Below are 17,915 nucleotides of genomic sequence, written 5' to 3'. Positions count from 1 at the left end.
TCGGTGAGCACATCGGTCGACGGCGGGGTGCGGGCCGCGAAGAAGGCCCGCACCCGCGCCGCGATCCGCGCGGCGGCCATGGAGCTGTTCGCGCGGCAGGGATACAGCGCGACGAGCGTCGACGAAATCGCCAAGGCGGCCGGCGTCTCGCACACCACCTTCTTCCGGTACTTCCAGTCGAAGGAACAGGTCATCGTCGGCGACGACCTGGACGAGGCGCGCACCAGTGCCCTGGCGTCGATCCTTCCCGGCCTGAGTCACTTCGAACTGCTGCGGCAGATGATCTCCGCGCTCTTCGAGGTCGGTCTGGCCGACGAGTGGGCGTCGAACTACGACCGCATCGCCCTGATCAACAGCGACCCCGAGCTGCAACTCGCCTATCAGGCCGAGGGGGAACGGGCCATCTCCGAGGCCACCGAGTTCATCGCCGAGTACACCGGCGTGCCCACCTCCGACCTGCACCTCCAAGTGTTCGTCGCCGCGGTGAGCGGCGTGATGTACCACATCGCCAACTCCGGTGACGCCACGATGACTCACGAAGAGGCACGCGGACGACTGCTGACGGCCGTCGACCTGCTCGAGCAGGGATTGCCCCTGCCGGGGGCCGCGGCCCGATAAGCTCGGCCGCATGCCTTTCGCACTGCAACCGATCACCGAGTCCTTCTACGACGACGCACCCGTTCGCTACGTCATCGACGTCGAGGTGCCCGCCGATCCCGACTACGTGTGGTCGGAGTTCACCCGTCAGAACACCCTCGACTGGTGCCGGGCGCTGAAGAAGGTGACGTACACCAGCGCCGAGCCGTACAACGACAAGACGACGCGCACCGCCGAGCTCGCGCCCGGCGGCATCACGCTCAACGAGCAGTTCTTCATCTGGGACGAGGATCCGGCCGCGCACCACTACCGGCACGGCTTCTACGGCAAGACCTCGTCGGTGCCGGGCCTGAAGAACTTCGGCGAGTACACCGAAGTGACCCCGGTCGACGGCGGCGGCTCGCGCATCGTCTGGAAGTTCGCCATGAAGATGAGCGGCGTCGCTCTGCCCGGCTTCCTGTCGAACCCGATCGCCTCACTGGCCTTCGGCACCGTCAAGAGCGACACCGTCAAGCACTTCGGTCAGGCCACGAAGAGCTAGGACAGCGCCTGGTCCAGATCGCCGATCAGGTCGTCGACGTCCTCGATGCCGACCGAGAGCCGGACGAGGTTGTCGGGGACCTCGAGCAGCGAACCAGCCGTCGAGGCGTGGGTCATCGCGGCCGGGTGCTCGATCAGTGACTCGATGCCGCCCAGCGACTCGGCCAGGGTGAACACCTTGGTGGCCGCACACAGGTCCTGCGCACCCTGACGACCACCCTTGACCAGCACCGACACCATGCCGCCGTAGCGCTTCATCTGCTTGGCGGCCGCGGCGTGACCGGGATGACCGTCCAGCCCCGGGTACAGCACCTTCTCGATCTTGGCGTGCGAGCCGAGGTACTCGACGATCTTCTCGGCGTTGTCGCTGTGCCGGTCCATGCGGACGGCGAGGGTCTTGATGCCGCGCAGCGTCAGGTACACGTCGAAGGGGCCGGGCACCGCGCCGGCGCCGTTCTGCAGGAAGGCGACCGCCTCGTCGACCTCCTGCGAATTCGTCACCAGCACGCCGCCGACGACGTCGGAGTGACCGCCGAGGTACTTGGTCGTCGAGTGCAGGACGATGTCGGCGCCCAGCGCCAGCGGCTGCTGCAGGTACGACGATGCGAAGGTGTTGTCGACGACGAGCTTGGTGCCGGCGTCGTGGGCGACCGCGGCGATCGCCTCGATGTCGCCGATGTTGAGCAGCGGATTGGTGGGCGTCTCGACCCACACCAGCTTGGTCTGCGGGGTGATCGCCGCACGCACGGCGTCGACGTCGTTGACCGCCGCGACCGAGTAGGTGATCCCCCACTGGCTGAAGACCTTGTCGATCAGCCGGAAGGTGCCGCCGTACGCGTCGTTGGGGATGACCAGGTGGTCGCCGGGGCGCAGCTGCGAGCGCAGCACCGCATCGGTCGCCGCCATGCCCGACGAGAAGGCGCGCCCGTGGGTGCCGCCCTCGAGCGCGGCCATGTTGGCCTCCAGCGCCCGACGGGTGGGGTTGCCGGTGCGCGCGTACTCGAAGCCGTCGCGCATCCCGCCGACGCCGTCCTGGGCGAAGGTCGAGCTCGCGTAGATCGGGACGTTGACCGCACCGGTCTGCGGGTCCGGCTCGTACCCGGCGTGGATGGCGCGGGTCGAGAAACCCTGGCCCGAACTCTGGTCAGTCATGTTTTCCTCCGGCGGTGGGGTTCTGGCTCACGAAGGCCAGCAGGTCGTGACGGGTGATGACGCCGATGGGCTTGCCGTCGTCGACGACCATCAGCGCATCGGACTTGCCCAGCTCGTTGGTCGCCGCGGACACCGGCTCACCCGCACCGATCAGCGGGAAGGCCTCGCCCATGTGCGCGGACACCGGGTCGGCGAGACTGGCCTTGCCGGCGAACACCGCGTCGAGCAGGTCGCGCTCGGTGACCGCGCCGTTGATCTCACCGGCCATGATGGGCGGCTCGGCGCCGACGACCGGCATCTGGGACACGCCGTATTCGTGCAGGATCTCGATGGCGTCGCGCAGCGTCTCCTGTGGGTGGGTGTGTACAAGGTCGGGCAACGTGCCGGACTTGCCGCGCAGCACGTCCCCGACCGTCGGCTCGGCGGCCTGCTTCCCGTCGAGCGGGGTGGTGAGGAAGCCGTAGCTGCGCATCCAGTCGTCGTTGAAGATCTTGCCGAGGTAACCGCGACCACCGTCGGGCAGCAGCACGACGACCAATGCGTCGGGCCCTTCGCGCTCGGCGATCCGCAGGGCGCCGACCACCGCCATGCCGCAGGACCCACCGACGAGCAGCCCCTCCTCGCGGGCCAGCCGCCGCGTCATCTCGAAGGAGTCGGCATCGGAGACGGCGAGGATCTCGTCGGGCACGCTCGGGTCGTAGGCCTGCGGCCAGAAGTCCTCGCCGACGCCCTCCACCAGGTAGGGCCGACCGCTGCCGCCGGAGTACACCGAGCCCTCCGGGTCGACGCCGATGACCTTCACCTTGCCGTCGGACGCGTCCTTGAGGAAGCGGCCGGTACCGGTGATGGTCCCGCCGGTCCCGACACCGGCGACGAAGTGCGTGACCTTGCCGTCGGTGTCGCGCCAGATCTCCGGCCCGGTGGTCTCGTAGTGGCTGGCCGGCCCCGCCGGGTTGACGTACTGGTTGGGCTTCCACGCCCCGGGGATCTCCTTGGCGAGACGATCGGAAACGTTGTAGTAGCTGTCCGGGTGCTCGGGCGGCACGGCCGTCGGGCACACGACGACCTCGGCGCCGTAGGCGCGCAGCACGTTGCGCTTGTCCTCGCCGACCTTGTCCGGGCAGACGAAGACGCACTTGTAGCCGCGCTGCTGCGCCACGAGGGCGAGCCCGATACCGGTGTTGCCCGACGTCGGCTCGACGATGGTCCCGCCCGGCTTGAGCAGGCCCGCCTCCTCGGCGGCGTCGACCATCTTCACCGCGATGCGGTCCTTGGAGCTGCCGCCCGGGTTCAGGTACTCGATCTTCGCGGCGACCGTCCCCGACCCCGGCTTGACCACCGAGTTGAGCTTGACCAGCGGGGTGTTGCCGACCAGGTCGATCACGTGATTGGCGATGCGCATACCTCTATCGTCGCACCCGCGACGACCCCGGGCGCACCGGGTCCGGGGTTGACCTGCACACCGGATAAAAAGCAGTAGAGTCGAATTCGTGGCGCCCGCTGACTCCGACGACCGGACGGACCGGCTCCTGCGTGATGTCGGGGCCACGGTCGTGGCCGCGGGGGCCAGTGCGGCCGCCTCGTACGCCGCCTACAGCTATCTGAACTCGCAGGCCGCGCACGCTCGCAGCATCATCCCGCACCGCACCGACGCCGCCCCCGACGGCGACGGCGTCTACTACCCGGACGGTCGCGGGCCGGTCCCCTACACGCGTGACACCGAGATCGACCTGCACCTGGCCGTCTACGGCGACTCGACCGCCGCCGGGCTCGGGGTGGACACGGCCGACGAGACGCCCGGCGTGCAGATCGTGCGCAACCTGGTCCGCGAGACCGACAAGGTCGTGCGCTACAGCAACAAGGCGATCGTCGGTGCGACGTCCAAGGGGTTGGCGGCGCAGATCGACGCCTCGCTGATCACCCGGTCGCGGCCCGACGTCGCGGTCATCCTGATCGGCGCCAACGACGTCACCGCGATGAACAGCGTGCGCGCCTCGGCGCACCGCCTGGGGCAGGCCGTCAAGGTGCTCGTCGACGAGGGTTCCAAGGTCGTCGTCGGCACCTGCCCCGATCTCGGGGTCGTCAGCGCCATCCCCCAACCGCTGCGCTCGGTGATCCGGCAGTACAGCCTGCGACTCGCCTCGGCGCAGCGCTCGGCGGTGCGCGCCGCGGGCGGACGGGCGGTGCCGCTGGCCGACGTGCTCGCCAAGGAGTTCCTGGCACGACCGGAGCACATGTTCTCCCCGGACAACTACCACCCGTCGGCCGCCGGGTACGCACTGGCCGCCAGCATCCTGCTGCCCGAGGTGCTCGACGCCGTCGGTGAATGGGAGGGACCCCTGCCGGTGCCGCCCGAGGTGTCCGAAGTGGCCGAATCCCGCAAGCTGGTCAACCGGATCCGCCGCGTGCTGCCCATGGCCCCGGGTTCCTAATCCGGCCTAGAACGCGTTGCAGTAACGTGGGCGGTATGCCAGAAGCAGTGATTGTCGCCCATGCCCGCTCCCCGATCGGCCGTGCCGGAAAGGGCTCGTTGAAGGACGTCCGTCCCGACGAGCTCAGCCGCCAGATGGTGGCCGCCGCACTCGGCAAGGTCCCCCAGCTCGACGTCAAGGACATCGAGGACATCCACTGGGGCATCGGTCAGCCCGGCGGCCAGGGCGGCTACAACATCGCCCGCGTCATCGCCGTAGAGCTCGGCCTCGACCACGTCCCGGGCGTGACGGTCAACCGCTACTGCTCGTCGTCGCTGCAGACCACCCGCATGGCGCTGCACGCCATCAAGGCCGGCGAGGGTGACGTGTTCATCTCCGGCGGCGTGGAGAGCGTCTCCTCCTTCGGCATCTCCGGTGCCGCCGACGGCAACCCGAACTCCAAGAACCCGATGTTCGAGGAGGCTCAGGCCCGCACCGCCAAGACCGCCGAGGGCGGCGCCGGCAAGTGGCACGACCCGCGCGAGGACGACAAGCTCCCCGACGTGTACATCGCGATGGGCGAGACCGCCGAGAACGTCGCCTCCTACACCGGCATCTCCCGCGAGGACCAGGACCGTTGGGGCGTGCTGAGCCAGAACCGCACCGAGGCGGCCATCAAGAGCGGCTTCTACGAGCGCGAGATCGACCCGGTCACCCTCGCCGACGGCACCAAGGTCACCGCCGACGACGGCCCGCGCGCCGGCACCACCTACGAGAAGATCAGCCAGCTGCAGCCGGTGTTCCGCCCCGACGGCACCGTCACCGCCGGCAACGCCTGCCCGCTCAACGACGGCGCCGCCGCGCTGGTCATCATGAGCGACACCAAGGCCAAGGAGCTGGGCCTGACCCCGCTGGCGCGCATCGTCGCGACCGCGGCCACCGGCCTGTCCCCCGAGATCATGGGCCTGGGCCCGATCGAGGCGGTCCAGAAGGTGCTGCGCATCGCCGGCAAGAAGGTCTCCGACATCGACCTGTTCGAGATCAACGAGGCCTTCGCGGTGCAGGTCCTGGGTTCGGCCGACAAGCTCGGCATCGACCACGACAAGCTGAACGTCTCCGGTGGCGCCATCGCCATCGGCCACCCGTTCGGCATGACCGGCGCGCGGATCACCACCACGCTGCTGAACAACCTGCAGACCCACGACAAGACCTTCGGCGTCGAGACCATGTGTGTCGGCGGGGGTCAGGGCATGGCGATGGTGCTCGAGCGCCTGAGCTGATCAGACTGGAACGACGACGGCGGCCCCGAGGATGTCCTCGGGGCCGCCGTCGTATGTCGGTGGCGCTGCTCGCCGCTAGTCGCGGAAGTAGCTGAGCAGGCGCAGGATCTCGACGTAGAGCCAGACCAGGGTGACGGTCAGGCCGAGGGCGACGCCCCAGGCGGCCCGCGACGGTGCGCCGGCGTGGATGAGGCGGTCGGCCTGGTCGAAGTCGACCAGGAAGCTGAACGCGGCCAGGCCGATGCAGATCAGCGAGAAGATGATCGCGATCGGACCGCCGTCGCGCAGGACGCCGACCGAACCGGTGAACAGGTAGAACACCAGGTTGCCGAGCATCAGCACGGCGACGCCGACGATGCCGGCGAAGAGCATCCGGGTGAAGCGCGGGGTCACGCGGATCGCGCCGACCTTGTAGACGATGAGCATGCCGAAGAACACGCCGAAGGTGGCGAGCACGGCCTGGCCGATGAGGGCGCCGGCGCTGGTGCCGCCTTCCGAGGCGCCGCCGGCGATGCTGACGTTCGCGAACAGGTGCGAGATGGCGCCGACGAACAGGCCCTCAAACACCGCGTAGGTCAGGACGATGCCGGGCTTGTCCTGCTTGCGACCGAAGGACGCGATCAGGACGGTCACCAGGCCGCCGACCATGCCGATGCCCCAGAGCGGCATGGCCAGGCCCGGGCTGGTCTGGATGATCGCGTAGGCGGCGATGGCGACGGCGGTCAGCACACCCAGCGTGATGCCGGTCTTGGTGACGACGTCGTCGATGGTCATGGTGCGACCGGCCGCGGCCGGCGCGTAGGTGGGCTGGCCGGCGCTGTCGAGAATGACGCTCTGGGCGCCGGCGGCCGCCTGGCCGAAGCCGGCGTACGGGGCGCCGGCCTTTTCGTTGTCGCGGACGACACCGCGCATCACGGGATTGCTGGACTCTCGCACAGCATGCTCCTTAGGGGTATGGGTGGACCGTCGGTGACTCCAACGCGTCCATCATTACGTGTAACGACGAGGGTCGCCGATCAGTTCCCGACTTTACTCTTACTTGACTATTTCGCGCGGCCGCGGTCATTCGACCGCACGCCCTCGACGAAACGCTGGACCTGGTCGCCGGTCGCGTGATCGCCGACCACCGACATCAGGCCGCGACCCAGGCATCCGGCCCGCATCACCGCCTCGGCGACCTCGAGGTTCTCACCCCACGGCAGGTCGGGCTTGGCGATCATCAGCGACGCGGCGCCGTGCGCGACGGTCCACAGTTCCAGCGCCATCTGCAGCGCGTAGCCGTCCGGGTCGTCGGTGGACGCCGGATCGGGGTACCAACCGAGGTCGACGAGCTCGCGGACCGCCTCGGCGAGCCGGACGAAGGCGGCCGTGCGCAGCGCCTCGTCGACCATGGGCGTCCCGTCGCCGCCGGAGTGGCAGAACGCGAAGCGGTACACGGCCCGGTGGTCGAGGGCGAAGCGGACGTAGGCCCGCCCCAGGGCGAGTGTGCGGTCGAGCGGATGGGTGTGCTCGGCGACCGCCCGCCCCAACGCGTCGTCGAGACGGTCGAAGTACTGCCCGCACACCGCGTCGAGCAGGGCGTCCTTGTCGGCGAAGTGCAGGTAGATCGACGGCGGGGTCACCCCGACGGCGTCGGCGACGGCCCGCACCGACACCGCGTCGGCGTTGTCGTGCTCCTCGAGCAACCGGGCAGCGGCGTCGACGATCTCGCCGCGCAACTGTTCCCCGGAGCCGCGCGGCGACCGCGCGCGCCGCGCCATCAGCGCCCCTCCACGAACGTCGGCGTCACGATTCGGACAGCCCGATCTTGTCGTGCAGTCGCCGCAGCGGCGCCGGCGCCCACCAGTTCCCACGGCCGAACAGGCGCATGAACGCCGGCACCAGCAACATGCGGATGAGGGTCGCGTCCATCAGCACGGCGATGGTCAGCCCGAGGCCGAACATCCTCATGAAGGACACCTGCGAGGCGATCATCGCGGCGAACACGATCGCCATCAGCAGGGCCGCGGCGGTGATGACGCGGCCGGTGCTGGCCAGGCCGAAGGCGACGGCGTGGTCGCTGTCCGCGCGGGTCTTGCCGGACTTGAGCCACTCCTCGCGGATGCGGCCGAGCAGGAACACCTCGTAGTCCATCGAGAGCCCGAAGGCGACGCAGAACATGAGGATCGGCATCGTCGCGGTGATGAAACCGGTGGAGGTCGTGCCCAGTGCGCCGAGATGGCCCTCCTGGAAGATCCAGACGATCGCGCCGAAGGTCGCCGACAGCGACAGCAGGTTGAGCAGCAGCGCCTTGAGGGGCAGCACGATGCTCCCGGTGAACAGGAACAGCAGGATGAACGTCGCGAGCGCGACCCACAGCAGCACCCACGGCAGCTGGTGGTAGATCGAGTCGACCGTGTCCTCGGTGGACGCCGCCACCCCGGTGAACTTCACGTCCGCCCCGGCGGGCTTGGGCACCTCGCGCAGGTGCGCGAGGAGGTCCTTGCCCTGTTGCTGCAGTGGATCGGTGTTGTTCGCGACGGTGATGATCCGGTGGTCGCCGCGCAGGTCGTCGGATTGGCGCGGGGCGATCGGCCGACCGTCGGCGAAGACCGCGTCGGGGGTGGTGACCGCGTCGACGTCCGCGACGCGCGACAGCCCGGCTGCGTAGTCGTCGACCGCCTGTTCGGTGGACCCGGTCACGACGATCGTCACCTCGCCGCCGAGGCGGTGGGCGTAGTCGGATCGGATCTCGTTCATCGCGGCCCGCGAGCTGTGCGACGACGGGAGGATCCGGTCGTCGGGGAAGCCGAGCTTGATCGACAGGAAGGGCGCACCCAGGATCAGCAGGATGGTCGTCGCGATCACCGCGACGGGTGCCGCGCGGCGCAGCACCCACTGCACGAAGCGGTACCACCACGTCTGCTCGGTGGGGACGAAGCCGTGGTCGGGGCGGCCGAACAGCCGGCGGACCGGTTTGCGCAGGTCCCACGCGTCGATGCGGTCGCCGAGGACCGCCAGCAACGCGGGGGTGATCACCAGCGAGCCCAGCAGCGCGACGATGACGACGGCCAGGCCCGCATAGGCGAAGGATCTCAGGAAGTACTGCTGGAACAGCAGCAGACCCGACAGCGACAACCCGACGGTGATCGCCGAGAACATGACCGTCCGCCCGGCTGTCGCCATGGCTCGATGGATCGCCGCCGGCCGCGTCAGACCGCCGGCCACCTCTTCGCGGTAGCGGGTGATGATCAGGAGCGTGTAGTCGATGGCCAGCGCGAGGCCCATCGCCGTCGCAAGGTTCATCGCGAAGATCGACACGTCGGTGAAGTGCGCGAACAACCGCAGCAGCGCGAGCGTTCCGGCGATGGCGAAGATGCCGACCGCGAGCGGCAGCGACGCGGCGATCACGCCGCCGAAGATGATGGTCAGCGCGATGAAGCTGATCGGGATGGCGATCGCCTCGGCGATCGCGAGGTCCTTGGACACCTGTTTGTTGGTGTCGGCGAAGACCTTGCCCTGACCGGTGGCGGTGATCTTCACCCCGTCGCGCTCACCGGCGAACCGGGCGGCGAGGTCTTCGGCGTGCCCGGGTGCGGCCGACTCGCCGCCGCCGAGCGGGACGACGATCAGCGTCGACGACTTGTCCTTGCTGACGAGGTTCTTGGCCGCGGCCGGATCGGTCCAGATGGACAGGACCGGATCGAGCACGAAGTCGTACCCCTTCAGGTCGTCGACGATCTGGCGGCCGACCTTCGCGACGACCACGTCGTCGGTGACGTCGCGACCGGGGGCGTCGAGCTTGAAGGTGATCTCGATGGATCCGCGCTCGAAGTCGTTCTCGAGGATCTTGCTGGCCTGCGCCGACTCCGAATGAGGATCCTCGAAGCCGCCGGAGAGCAGCTGGCCGGCGACTCCGGCGCCGAACGCGCCGAAGAGGATGAGCAAGGCGAGGGCGCCGGCGAGGACCGCTTTGGGTGCGGCGAGCACGGCGCTGGTGAGACGCTCCACGATGACCTCCAACAGTGGGTTATCCACGTTAAGTTATCGGTGATAAGTTAAGACGTCAAGAGGCCCCCGGCAAACATCGCGCAAGAACTCGGCGAATCTGGACCGAACAGGTTTAGAACGTGTTCTACTTCTGACATGCCCGACCAGACAGCCATTCCAGAAGACGCCATCCCCGAGAATTCCGCCGAACTGGCCCGCCCGTCGGACTCCCGGTTGTCGACGGAGGAGATCACCCCGCCGCTGACCGAGTGGCTCTCGGCGAAGGCCGGCTCGCCGGCCACCATCACCGGCATCCACCCGCCGGACGGCAACGGGATGTCGAGCGAGACCGTGATCGTCGACGCCGAATGGGACGGTGAGCAGCACAACCTCGTCGTGCGCGTGGCACCCGATCCGAAGAGCGACCCGGTCTTCCCCGACTACGACCTGGACGTGCAGTTCAAGCTGATGGAGCACGTCGGAACGACCACCAAGGTCCCCGTGCCCCCGCTGTACTGGAGTGAGCCCTCCGACGCCGTCATCGGCTACCCGTTCATCGTCATGGGCCGCGTCGACGGCGAGGTGCCGCCCGACGTCCTGCCGTACACCTTCGGGTCGTGGCTCACCGAGGCCACCGAGGAGCAGCGCCAGCAGCTGCAGCGCGAGACCATCGAGGCACTTGCCGGGATCCACGCATCGCCGATGCCCGAGGACCTGCTCGAGGCGCCGCGCGACGGGGAAACGGCACTGGCCGCACACCTGCGCCGCGTCGAGGACTTCTACGCGTGGACCATCGAGGGCCGGTCCGGTTCCCCGCTGCTCGAACGGGCTCTGCAGTGGGCGCGCGAGAACCTCCCCGATACGGACGAGTCGCTGCTGACCTGGGGCGACGCCCGCATCGGCAACGTCATCTACCAGGACTTCCACCCGGCCGCGATCCTCGACTGGGAGATGGCCGCGCGCGGCCCGCGCGAACTCGACGTCGCCTGGGGCATCGCCCTGCACCGCTTCTTCCAGGACCTCACCGAGATGGCCGGGATGGAGGGGCTGCCGACGTTCTGGCGGCGCTCGGACGTCGAGAAGATGTACGCCGAGGCGTCGGGCGTGACCCCCAAGGACATGGACTTCTACGTCGCCTACAACACGATGATCTACTCGATGATCCTGTTCCGGGTGCAGTGCCGCGCGGTCGAGTACGGGCAGGCCGAGGAGCCCGACGACCCCGACGACAAGATCCTCAACAAGGCCACCTTGGCCGCCATGATCGACGGCACCTACTGGGAAGGGATCGGTGACCAACGATGATCACGCCCGCAGACGAATACCCCGTCCACCAGGCACCGTTGCCGATTGCCTGGCCGACCACCTCGGACCGCAACTTCTACGACCGCTCCTACATGTGCGCCCACGACCGCAGCGGCGAGATCTTCGTCGTCATCGGCGTCGGCTACTACCCCATCCTGGGCGTGAAGGACGGCTTCCTGCTGGTCCACCGCGGCGACGAGCACACCGCGGTCCACCTGTCCGACGCGATGGACGGCGACCGGCTCAACCAGCACGTGGGCCCGCTGGCCATCGACGTCGCGGAGCCGTTGAAGCAACTGCACGTCACCCTCGACGAGACCGAGGGCCTGGCCGCGGACCTGACCTGGAACGGCCTGTTCGACGTCGTCCAGGAGCAGCGCCACCTCATGCGCCAGGGCACCCGGGTCACCCTCGACGCGCAGCGTTTCGCCCAGGTGGGCACCTGGTCGGGATCGCTCACCGTCGACGGCAAGACCTACGACGTCGACCCGAAGACCTGGCTCGGCACCCGAGACCGCTCGTGGGGCATCCGCCCGGTCGGCGAGGCCGAGCCCGCCGGACGCCCGGCCGACCCGCCGTTCGAGGGCATGTGGTGGCTGTACGTGCCGATGGCCTTCGACGACTTCGGCCTGGTCCTGATCATCCAGGAGGAGCCGTCGGGCTACCGCACGCTCAACGACTGCACCCGCGTCTGGAAGGACGGCCGCGTCGAGCAGCTCGGCTGGCCGCGCGTCAACATCCACTACCGCTCCGGCACGCGTCAGCCGACCGGCGCCACCATCGAGGCCACCGCGGCCGACGGATCGCCGGTCACCTTCGAGATCGACGCCCAGGCGGCCACGCCGCTGCACATCGGCGGCGGCTACGGCGGCGACCCGGACTGGATCCACGGCCAGTGGAAGGGCGAGAAGTTCGTCGAGCGGGTGAACTACGACCTCACCGATCCGGCCGTCGCCGGCCGCATCCCGTTCGGCGTGATCGACCACGTCGGGCACGCGGTCTGCACAGAGGCCGATGGAACCAAGCGGGAGGGCTGGGGGATGTTCGAGCACGCCAGCTTCGGACTGCACCGCCCGTCGGGGTTCAACGACTGGGGCGACGTCGCCCCGTAACGCGATCAGTCCGTCCGCCCCGAGACCGTCGGCCAGCGCGGGAAGGGATCGGGGTAGGTGCGCCACACACGACTGCCGGCGACGAGCTCGGCGTCGCTGAGCGCGGCCCCGTCCAGTGCCGATGCGAGTGCCTCACAGCGCAAGTCGAGGCCGATGAAAGCCAGGTCTTGGCCGACGGCGAGGAGCTCGGCCTGCTCGTCGAGTGACTCGTCCGTCCCGGCCGGCTCGAAGGAGATCATCGTGCCCACGTGGTCCCACTTGGCGACCACCCGCGGACGCGTCGCGAACCGGCAGAAGCCGGCCGAGCGCACCACCGTGCCGAATTCGCCGACGTCGATTCGGTTGTGCAACAAATCCTCGAGACGGCCGGGATGCAGCGGGCGCACGCACTCGTAGCGGAAGGCCGCCACCCGGCTGTCGGCCAACCTTGGCCGGAAGTCGCCGTTGAGCAAACCCACCCAACCCGGCCGTTCTTGCGCCAGCGAGTACGCCGAGTCCGTCCGGATCGGCCGACGTCGATCCCAATCCACGCGGACCGCCGCCTGCGGGCTCAGATGGCTGACGAGCGCGGCGATGGTCGAGAGTTCCCGCGCCGGGACCGCCGTCCAGTTCACCAACACCACCGCTGACGCGTACTCGAGTTGGGACGCGGCAATCACCGCGCGCGCCACATAGTCACCGACACCCGCAGAGGTCGGCTCACTCGTATAGGCGTCGCAGTGGAGGTCGATCATGAGGTGAGCCGCATCCACCACGGAGATCACCCCCGTCAGACGGGTGTCGCCGGACTCGACGTCGGCGAAGGTGCCGATCAACTCGGTCACCGCCACCGAGGCGGGAAATTCGACGAGCACCGGCCGTTCCTCCCAGCGCGTGACCGCGTGGGCCTCCGCGACCGGATCTGACGCCGTGCCGAGCTGTTGCGCGGTGACCAGGCTCCTGCCGGTCTGAGACGCCATTCGTTCGGCGAAGGCCCGCCGCTCAGGGGCACAGCTCCCGACGACCGCCACAACGTCAACCGGCCCCAATGGAGCCACCTCCTCGCCCAGTCCCGCCATCGACTACTCTAATGGTAACGATTCTCATTAAGGAGCCGGAATGAAGGTGCGGAACTCTCTGAAGTCGCTCAAGAAGCAGCCGGGATCGCAGGTCGTGCGACGACGCGGGAAGAACTACGTCATCAACAAGGCGAATCCGCGGTTCAAGGGCCGCCAGGGCTGACGACGACGCTTGAACGGAGCCGGCAACGCGGCACCGCCAGGCCTCAACCCCCGAGGAACCCGACGACCTCGTCGACCGCGGCCAGGCACGCGCGCCCATGCCCCTCGGGCTCACCGCCGAGCGCGATTCCCCCAACCGTCTGATCAGTGGCCGGGTACACGCCAAGACGGATGAGATGCCCGGCGCCCGGGTAGGCGATGTGGCGGTCACCCGCGCGTTTGCGACGGGCCAGCAGCGCCTCCGCCATCTCCCCCGACGGCCACAGTGCGTCGTCGGTGCCGGACAAACAGAGGATCGGGCAATCGATCTTCTCGGTGGCGATCACCGCGTCATCGGGCACTCCCCTGCTCAACCCGGCGCTATAGGCGGGCAGCAGCCGCAGCGGACGCACTGACCCACCGGTTCGCGACCATGTGTGGCGCCAGGCGTTGCCGACGAGCTGCGGCATCAGTGCACCGTCGGGCAGCGGGGCCCACGGGACCGGACCGCCGTCACCGACCCAGGACCCGGTGTCGGGGACATCGCCGTCGCCGCCGATCGCCTGCCACATCACACTGCTCGGGCTGATCAACACCAGCCGAGACAACGGCAAGTCGCCTAGGGCGGCGGCCGCGGCCAGTCCCTCCGATCCGCGCGAGATGGCGACGGCGGCGACCCGGTCAGATCCGACGTGCCCCCGCAGCCAGGTGATCGGGTCGGCGAAGCGACGGAGGGGGATGTCGGCGACGCTCGCCGCACCCTCGTCGAGCCAGCCGACGGCCATGGCGATATGCCCGCGCGAGGCGAGAGCCTCGATCGTGGCGCGCTGCGAGTCGACACCGCCCTCGGAACCGCCGAAGCACGCGACGGCTGTACCGATCCGCCGCGCTGGACGCGCGACGAGCGCGGGCCGACCGGCGACCTCCAGCTGCTCGACGGTCACTCCGGCGGCAATAGGTTCCCGCACGACCGTCCGCGTCGTTCGGCGGTCACCGACCGTCGCCGTCAGGTGCAGCCGCCACGGCTGCTCGGGTGCGACGAAGAGCTCACCGTCGGCGTTGCCCATCCGCCAGATGGCGGAGCTGTCGACGGTTGCGACGTCGTCGCCGCTGAACCGCCAGTCCCGCCCATAGAGGTCCGCTCCCTCGACGGTGAGCGTGATCGGCCGCCCGTCGTCGACAGTGACGGTGGCCGCGAACGGCTCGTCGTGCCGAGAACGCGAGGGGGCGTCGATGACCAGGCCCGGCGATGTCTCCTCCGGAACTCCAGTCGGCTGGGCCATCGGCGCCAATTCCGTCGCCTTCGCCTGCTGGGCGTCGATGGCGGCGCTCTGCTTGTCGAACCACGGCGGGAAGGCCCCCGACACCGCGCCGGCCAGTCCCATCAGGGTGAACGGCAAGACCCAGTAGCAGAGGATCGACAGCGTCGAACCGCCATCACGGATCGTCGCCTCCCCTTGGCGCAGTGGCGGGATCAGCGACAGTGCGGTCATCGCACCGAAGACCGCCACCCACATCCACGTCATCGCGGTGGTGATCACCCGGAATCCGTCGGACCCCGCGGTCGCCGCGTCGACCGAGGCCTCGGCGTAGTCGCGGACGAACGGTCGGCCCACCAGCACGCCGACGAGGGCGACGAGGAAGATCCCGGCGTTGCCGATCGGTTGGAGCCAGCGCTCGAGGAAGTGGTCGTTGACGGTGAAGGCCAGCACGGTGATGGCCGCGAACACCGCCACCGTGCCGACTTCCAGGGAGTGCCACTTGCCGCTGCGCCACCGGGACACGGCGGCCGCGACCACCGCGAGGGCGAGCGCGACGAGGACCGCGGTGCGGAAGGCGACGTTGCCGACGAGGATCCAGTAGACGATCCAGGGCGCGAAGCCGAACACGAAGCCCATGGCCACTCCGATCAACGGTTCCGATCGGCACCGCGTGCGGTGAGTCTAGGCCCGATCCTCTGCCAACGGACCGGCAAACGCATAGTGCGCACAGACGAACGGGCCGTTGCGCGCGGTGTCGATCAATTCGAGGTCGTAGCGCCGCGGCAGGACCGGCCGCCCGGCGCCGAGCGTGACCGGTGCGATCGACACGCGAACCTCGTCGAGCAGACCTTCGTCGGCGAACTGCCCGGCCAGGTCGCCGCCACCAACGATCCACACGTCCTTGCCCCCGGCGGCGGCGACCATCTCGTCGTACACCGGGCGCACGCCGCCCGATGCCCAACGCACGTCACCGCCGGCGACCGGCGCCGGCTGACGGCTGGTCATCACCCAGGCGGGCATCTCGTACGGCCACGCCTCGCCCGAGCGGTTCAAGTGGTCGACCACCCAGTCGTAGGTGGTGCGACCCATCACGATTGCGCCAATGGTCGCGATGAAGGGGTCGTACGCTCCGAAGCCCTCCGGGTCCTGCTCCGGCTGGCGCAACAGCCAGTCGAGGGAGTCGTCGGGGTCGGCGAGGAAGCCGTCGAGTGACATCGCGGTGTAGTAATGCACCTTCGTCATGACCGCTCACGATATCGGCGATCACCGACATCCGGCCGGTATCGTCGGGGACCGCGCCCCAGTAGACACCGGGACACCACGACGCCGTTCGGTGTCGGCTACATTCGCGGGCATGACAGCTGCGTGGTCGGCGGCCGAACTCGCCGAGTTCTCTTCCCAGGACGAACTCTTCATCGAGACGCGACGCAAGGACGGTTCGACGGTGCCGGCCGTCCCGATCTGGATGGTCGTCGTCGACGAACAGCTGTACGTCCGTACCTGGGAGGTGCGGACCACCGGTTGGTACGGCCGCGCCGTCCGCCACGGCACTGCCGCAGTCGCCACCGGCGGCCCGAAGACCCCGGTGACCGTCGAACAGGTCGGCAGCCTCGACAGCGATGCCATCGAGGCCGCCTATCGCGGCAAGTACCGCCGGTACGCCGCCTCGACTCTGGACCCGATCCTCACTGACGACGGAGTCGCCACGACACTCCGCCTCACCCCCTCGCGCTGACGCCGACACCGCCGACCGCCGACATCCGGCCGGTATCGTCGGGGATCGCGCCCCCATAGCCCAATTGGCAGAGGCAGCGGACTTAAAATCCGCCGAGTGTCGGTTCGAGTCCGACTGGGGGCACCGCTCGGGTGATCAGTCCTGGACATCCAGAGCGGCCTGCGCCGCTCTGGCCACCGCCTCGCGCAGCCACGGCGACGGGGGCCGACCGTCGCGGATCGCCTGCCGAGCCGCCCCGTAGGGCACGTCGATGACGGCAAACCGCGCCAGGTCCATCGTCTGAGCGCTGACGTCACCGAACCGACGGCGGGCAAACCCCTGCAACCCCTCCTCGACCCGACTGTTCAGAGTCGCCAGCTGTTCGCCGAGTCGGTCGGGCCAGAGCGCGACCAGGTCGGTGCGCCGGTACATGGTCAGGAGCTGCGCCTCGTGGCGGTGCTCGCCACCCCACTCCAGCACGAAGTCGACCGCCGCCCGCGTTGCCTCGACGGGGTCGGTGAGGGCGAGCACATCGAGATAGCCCTCCTGGAATCGCTCGACGGTACGGATCCACAGCCGGGCGAGGAGAAGGTCGCGCGAGGCAAATCGGTGGTAGATCGACCCCGACGGCGCGCCCAGTCGTGCGGCAATCGCAACGACGGTCGCCCCCTGCGGCCCATCGGCGGCGACCAACTCCAACGCGGCGTCGAGGATGGTGTCATCGCTGTAGAGCGCGGCGCGACCCATCTCAACGCACCGCCACGGAGCGGGGTCGTTGCACGCCGACGCGTCGGGCGACCCGGTACAGCAGGCGGGTCCACAGCGGCCCCCGGTACCGGACGTCGTCCACTCCGAACTCGCGGGCCGCCTTGTCGAGTGATTCCTCGATGAGTGCGTCGTGCAGCGGCCGGAAGAACAACGGCCAACTCGCCCGTGCCCAGCCACTCGTGCGCATTCGCAACTCGTGCCGCAACACGGTCGCCGATGGCGAGTGCGCGTGCACCGAGTACCCGTGCCATCCGTCGAATCCTTTGGGGCCGGTGAACCGGAAGACGACCACTCCGGCGGGGTCGACGCGCTCCACGCGGTATCGCACCGGACCATGCCCGCCGATCGCGCCTTCGACCAGCCCTCGATCGAACCTCATCGGCGGCCAGGACTCGGTCGGCCACAGGCGGTCCCGTTCGCTCGACAGCGTCGCCACCAATGCGGCAACGTCGGGCGCCGCGACGGGGTATTCGCGCTCGTGGATGTTGGTGACGTCCATTATGACCCCCTTCGGAGAATTTAGAGATACCTCTCTAATAGAGGTACGCCTCCAGTAAAGGCCGATGCCAGTCGGCCGTCAACCTCGAAGGGCGGATTGGTGTGACC

General features: G+C 68.9%; 18 protein-coding genes and 1 tRNA gene. 9 read left to right on the top strand and 10 right to left on the bottom strand.

From position 1 onward, the window contains the following. The first annotated feature begins 3 nt into the window (after positions 1-3). Together QM634_RS00430 and QM634_RS00425 are read left to right on the top strand one after the other, a co-directional pair. Positions 4-618, top strand: coding sequence for a TetR family transcriptional regulator (locus tag QM634_RS00430; RefSeq protein ID WP_415040800.1), 615 nt, complete (start codon positions 4-6; stop codon positions 616-618). Positions 619-628: 10 nt separating this feature from the next. Further along, the gene (locus tag QM634_RS00425; RefSeq protein ID WP_415040799.1) at positions 629-1,138 is read left to right on the top strand and encodes an SRPBCC family protein; all 510 of its coding nucleotides are present in this window, start codon (positions 629-631) and stop codon (positions 1,136-1,138) included. Here the strand turns inward: QM634_RS00425 and QM634_RS00420 are convergent. Both QM634_RS00420 and QM634_RS00415 read right to left on the bottom strand, forming a co-directional pair. Next, positions 1,135-2,289, bottom strand: a complete 1,155-nt coding sequence (locus tag QM634_RS00420) for a cystathionine gamma-synthase (protein WP_415040798.1) — start codon at positions 2,287-2,289, stop codon at positions 1,135-1,137. The two genes, QM634_RS00425 and QM634_RS00420, sit on opposite strands and share 4 nt — an antisense overlap. Further along, the gene (locus QM634_RS00415) at positions 2,282-3,691 is read right to left on the bottom strand and encodes a cystathionine beta-synthase (protein ID WP_415040797.1); all 1,410 of its coding nucleotides are present in this window, start codon (positions 3,689-3,691) and stop codon (positions 2,282-2,284) included. Before QM634_RS00415 ends, QM634_RS00420 begins: the two co-directional genes overlap by 8 nt. Positions 3,692-3,779: 88 nt before the next feature. Here QM634_RS00415 and QM634_RS00410 point away from each other — a divergent pair, with 88 nt between their 5' ends. Then, complete coding sequence (locus QM634_RS00410; RefSeq protein ID WP_415040796.1) at positions 3,780-4,721, top strand: SGNH/GDSL hydrolase family protein; 942 nt, start codon at positions 3,780-3,782, stop codon at positions 4,719-4,721. Positions 4,722-4,756: 35 nt separating this feature from the next. Next, a complete protein-coding gene (locus QM634_RS00405; protein ID WP_415040795.1) occupies positions 4,757-5,980 on the top strand; it encodes an acetyl-CoA C-acetyltransferase in 1,224 nt (407 codons plus the stop codon). Positions 5,981-6,055: 75 nt separating this feature from the next. Here QM634_RS00405 and QM634_RS00400 read toward each other — a convergent pair whose 3' ends face one another. The 3 genes from QM634_RS00400 to QM634_RS00390 all read right to left on the bottom strand — a co-directional run bounded on the left by QM634_RS00400 (position 6,056) and on the right by QM634_RS00390 (position 9,973). Further along, positions 6,056-6,916 (bottom strand): Bax inhibitor-1/YccA family membrane protein, encoded by an 861-nt coding sequence (locus tag QM634_RS00400; protein ID WP_415040794.1) that lies wholly within the window; start codon positions 6,914-6,916, stop codon positions 6,056-6,058. A gap of 107 nt (positions 6,917-7,023) precedes the next feature. Then, the gene (locus tag QM634_RS00395; RefSeq protein WP_415040793.1) at positions 7,024-7,740 is read right to left on the bottom strand and encodes a TetR/AcrR family transcriptional regulator; all 717 of its coding nucleotides are present in this window, start codon (positions 7,738-7,740) and stop codon (positions 7,024-7,026) included. A gap of 25 nt (positions 7,741-7,765) precedes the next feature. Beyond that, positions 7,766-9,973 carry an MMPL family transporter gene (locus tag QM634_RS00390; protein ID WP_415040838.1) on the bottom strand — a complete coding sequence of 736 codons (2,208 nt, stop codon included), beginning with the start codon at positions 9,971-9,973 and terminating at the stop codon, positions 7,766-7,768. 132 nt (positions 9,974-10,105) lie between these two features. Here QM634_RS00390 and QM634_RS00385 point away from each other — a divergent pair, with 132 nt between their 5' ends. Then, positions 10,106-11,254 carry a phosphotransferase family protein gene (locus tag QM634_RS00385; protein WP_415040792.1) on the top strand — a complete coding sequence of 383 codons (1,149 nt, stop codon included), beginning with the start codon at positions 10,106-10,108 and terminating at the stop codon, positions 11,252-11,254. After that, on the top strand, positions 11,251-12,366 hold the full coding sequence (locus QM634_RS00380; protein ID WP_415040791.1) for a hypothetical protein: 1,116 nt from the start codon (positions 11,251-11,253) through the stop codon (positions 12,364-12,366). The genes QM634_RS00385 and QM634_RS00380 overlap by 4 nt, the downstream gene beginning before the upstream one ends. Positions 12,367-12,371: 5 nt before the next feature. Here the strand turns inward: QM634_RS00380 and QM634_RS00375 are convergent, their stop codons facing one another. Beyond that, the gene (locus QM634_RS00375; RefSeq protein ID WP_415040790.1) at positions 12,372-13,325 is read right to left on the bottom strand and encodes a GTP-binding protein; all 954 of its coding nucleotides are present in this window, start codon (positions 13,323-13,325) and stop codon (positions 12,372-12,374) included. A 139-nt stretch (positions 13,326-13,464) separates the two neighbouring features. Here QM634_RS00375 and ykgO point away from each other — a divergent pair, with 139 nt between their 5' ends. After that, complete coding sequence (gene ykgO, locus QM634_RS00370; RefSeq protein ID WP_415040789.1) at positions 13,465-13,587, top strand: type B 50S ribosomal protein L36; 123 nt, start codon at positions 13,465-13,467, stop codon at positions 13,585-13,587. A 43-nt stretch (positions 13,588-13,630) separates the two neighbouring features. Here ykgO and QM634_RS00365 read toward each other — a convergent pair whose 3' ends face one another. Continuing rightward, the gene (locus QM634_RS00365) at positions 13,631-15,463 is read right to left on the bottom strand and encodes an acyl-CoA thioester hydrolase/BAAT C-terminal domain-containing protein (protein WP_415040788.1); all 1,833 of its coding nucleotides are present in this window, start codon (positions 15,461-15,463) and stop codon (positions 13,631-13,633) included. Positions 15,464-15,508: 45 nt separating this feature from the next. Then, entirely contained in the window at positions 15,509-16,069 is a 561-nt protein-coding gene (locus QM634_RS00360) for a dihydrofolate reductase family protein (RefSeq protein ID WP_415040787.1), read from the bottom strand. A gap of 112 nt (positions 16,070-16,181) precedes the next feature. Here QM634_RS00360 and QM634_RS00355 point away from each other — a divergent pair, with 112 nt between their 5' ends. Then, positions 16,182-16,562, top strand: a complete 381-nt coding sequence (locus QM634_RS00355; RefSeq protein ID WP_415040786.1) for a DUF2255 family protein — start codon at positions 16,182-16,184, stop codon at positions 16,560-16,562. A 49-nt stretch (positions 16,563-16,611) separates the two neighbouring features. Then, positions 16,612-16,685: transfer RNA gene (locus QM634_RS00350), tRNA-Leu, on the top strand. Positions 16,686-16,697: 12 nt separating this feature from the next. Here QM634_RS00350 and QM634_RS00345 read toward each other — a convergent pair. Then, on the bottom strand, positions 16,698-17,288 hold the full coding sequence (locus QM634_RS00345) for a TetR/AcrR family transcriptional regulator (RefSeq protein WP_415040785.1): 591 nt from the start codon (positions 17,286-17,288) through the stop codon (positions 16,698-16,700). 1 nt (position 17,289) lies between these two features. Next, complete coding sequence (locus tag QM634_RS00340) at positions 17,290-17,808, bottom strand: SRPBCC family protein (protein ID WP_415040784.1); 519 nt, start codon at positions 17,806-17,808, stop codon at positions 17,290-17,292. Positions 17,809-17,915 lie beyond the last annotated feature (107 nt).

It is taken from the genome of Gordonia sp. (in: high G+C Gram-positive bacteria) (assembly GCF_047606305.1).
Classification (GTDB): domain Bacteria; phylum Actinomycetota; class Actinomycetes; order Mycobacteriales; family Mycobacteriaceae; genus Gordonia.
This window is presented reverse-complemented; position numbering and strand designations above follow the sequence as displayed.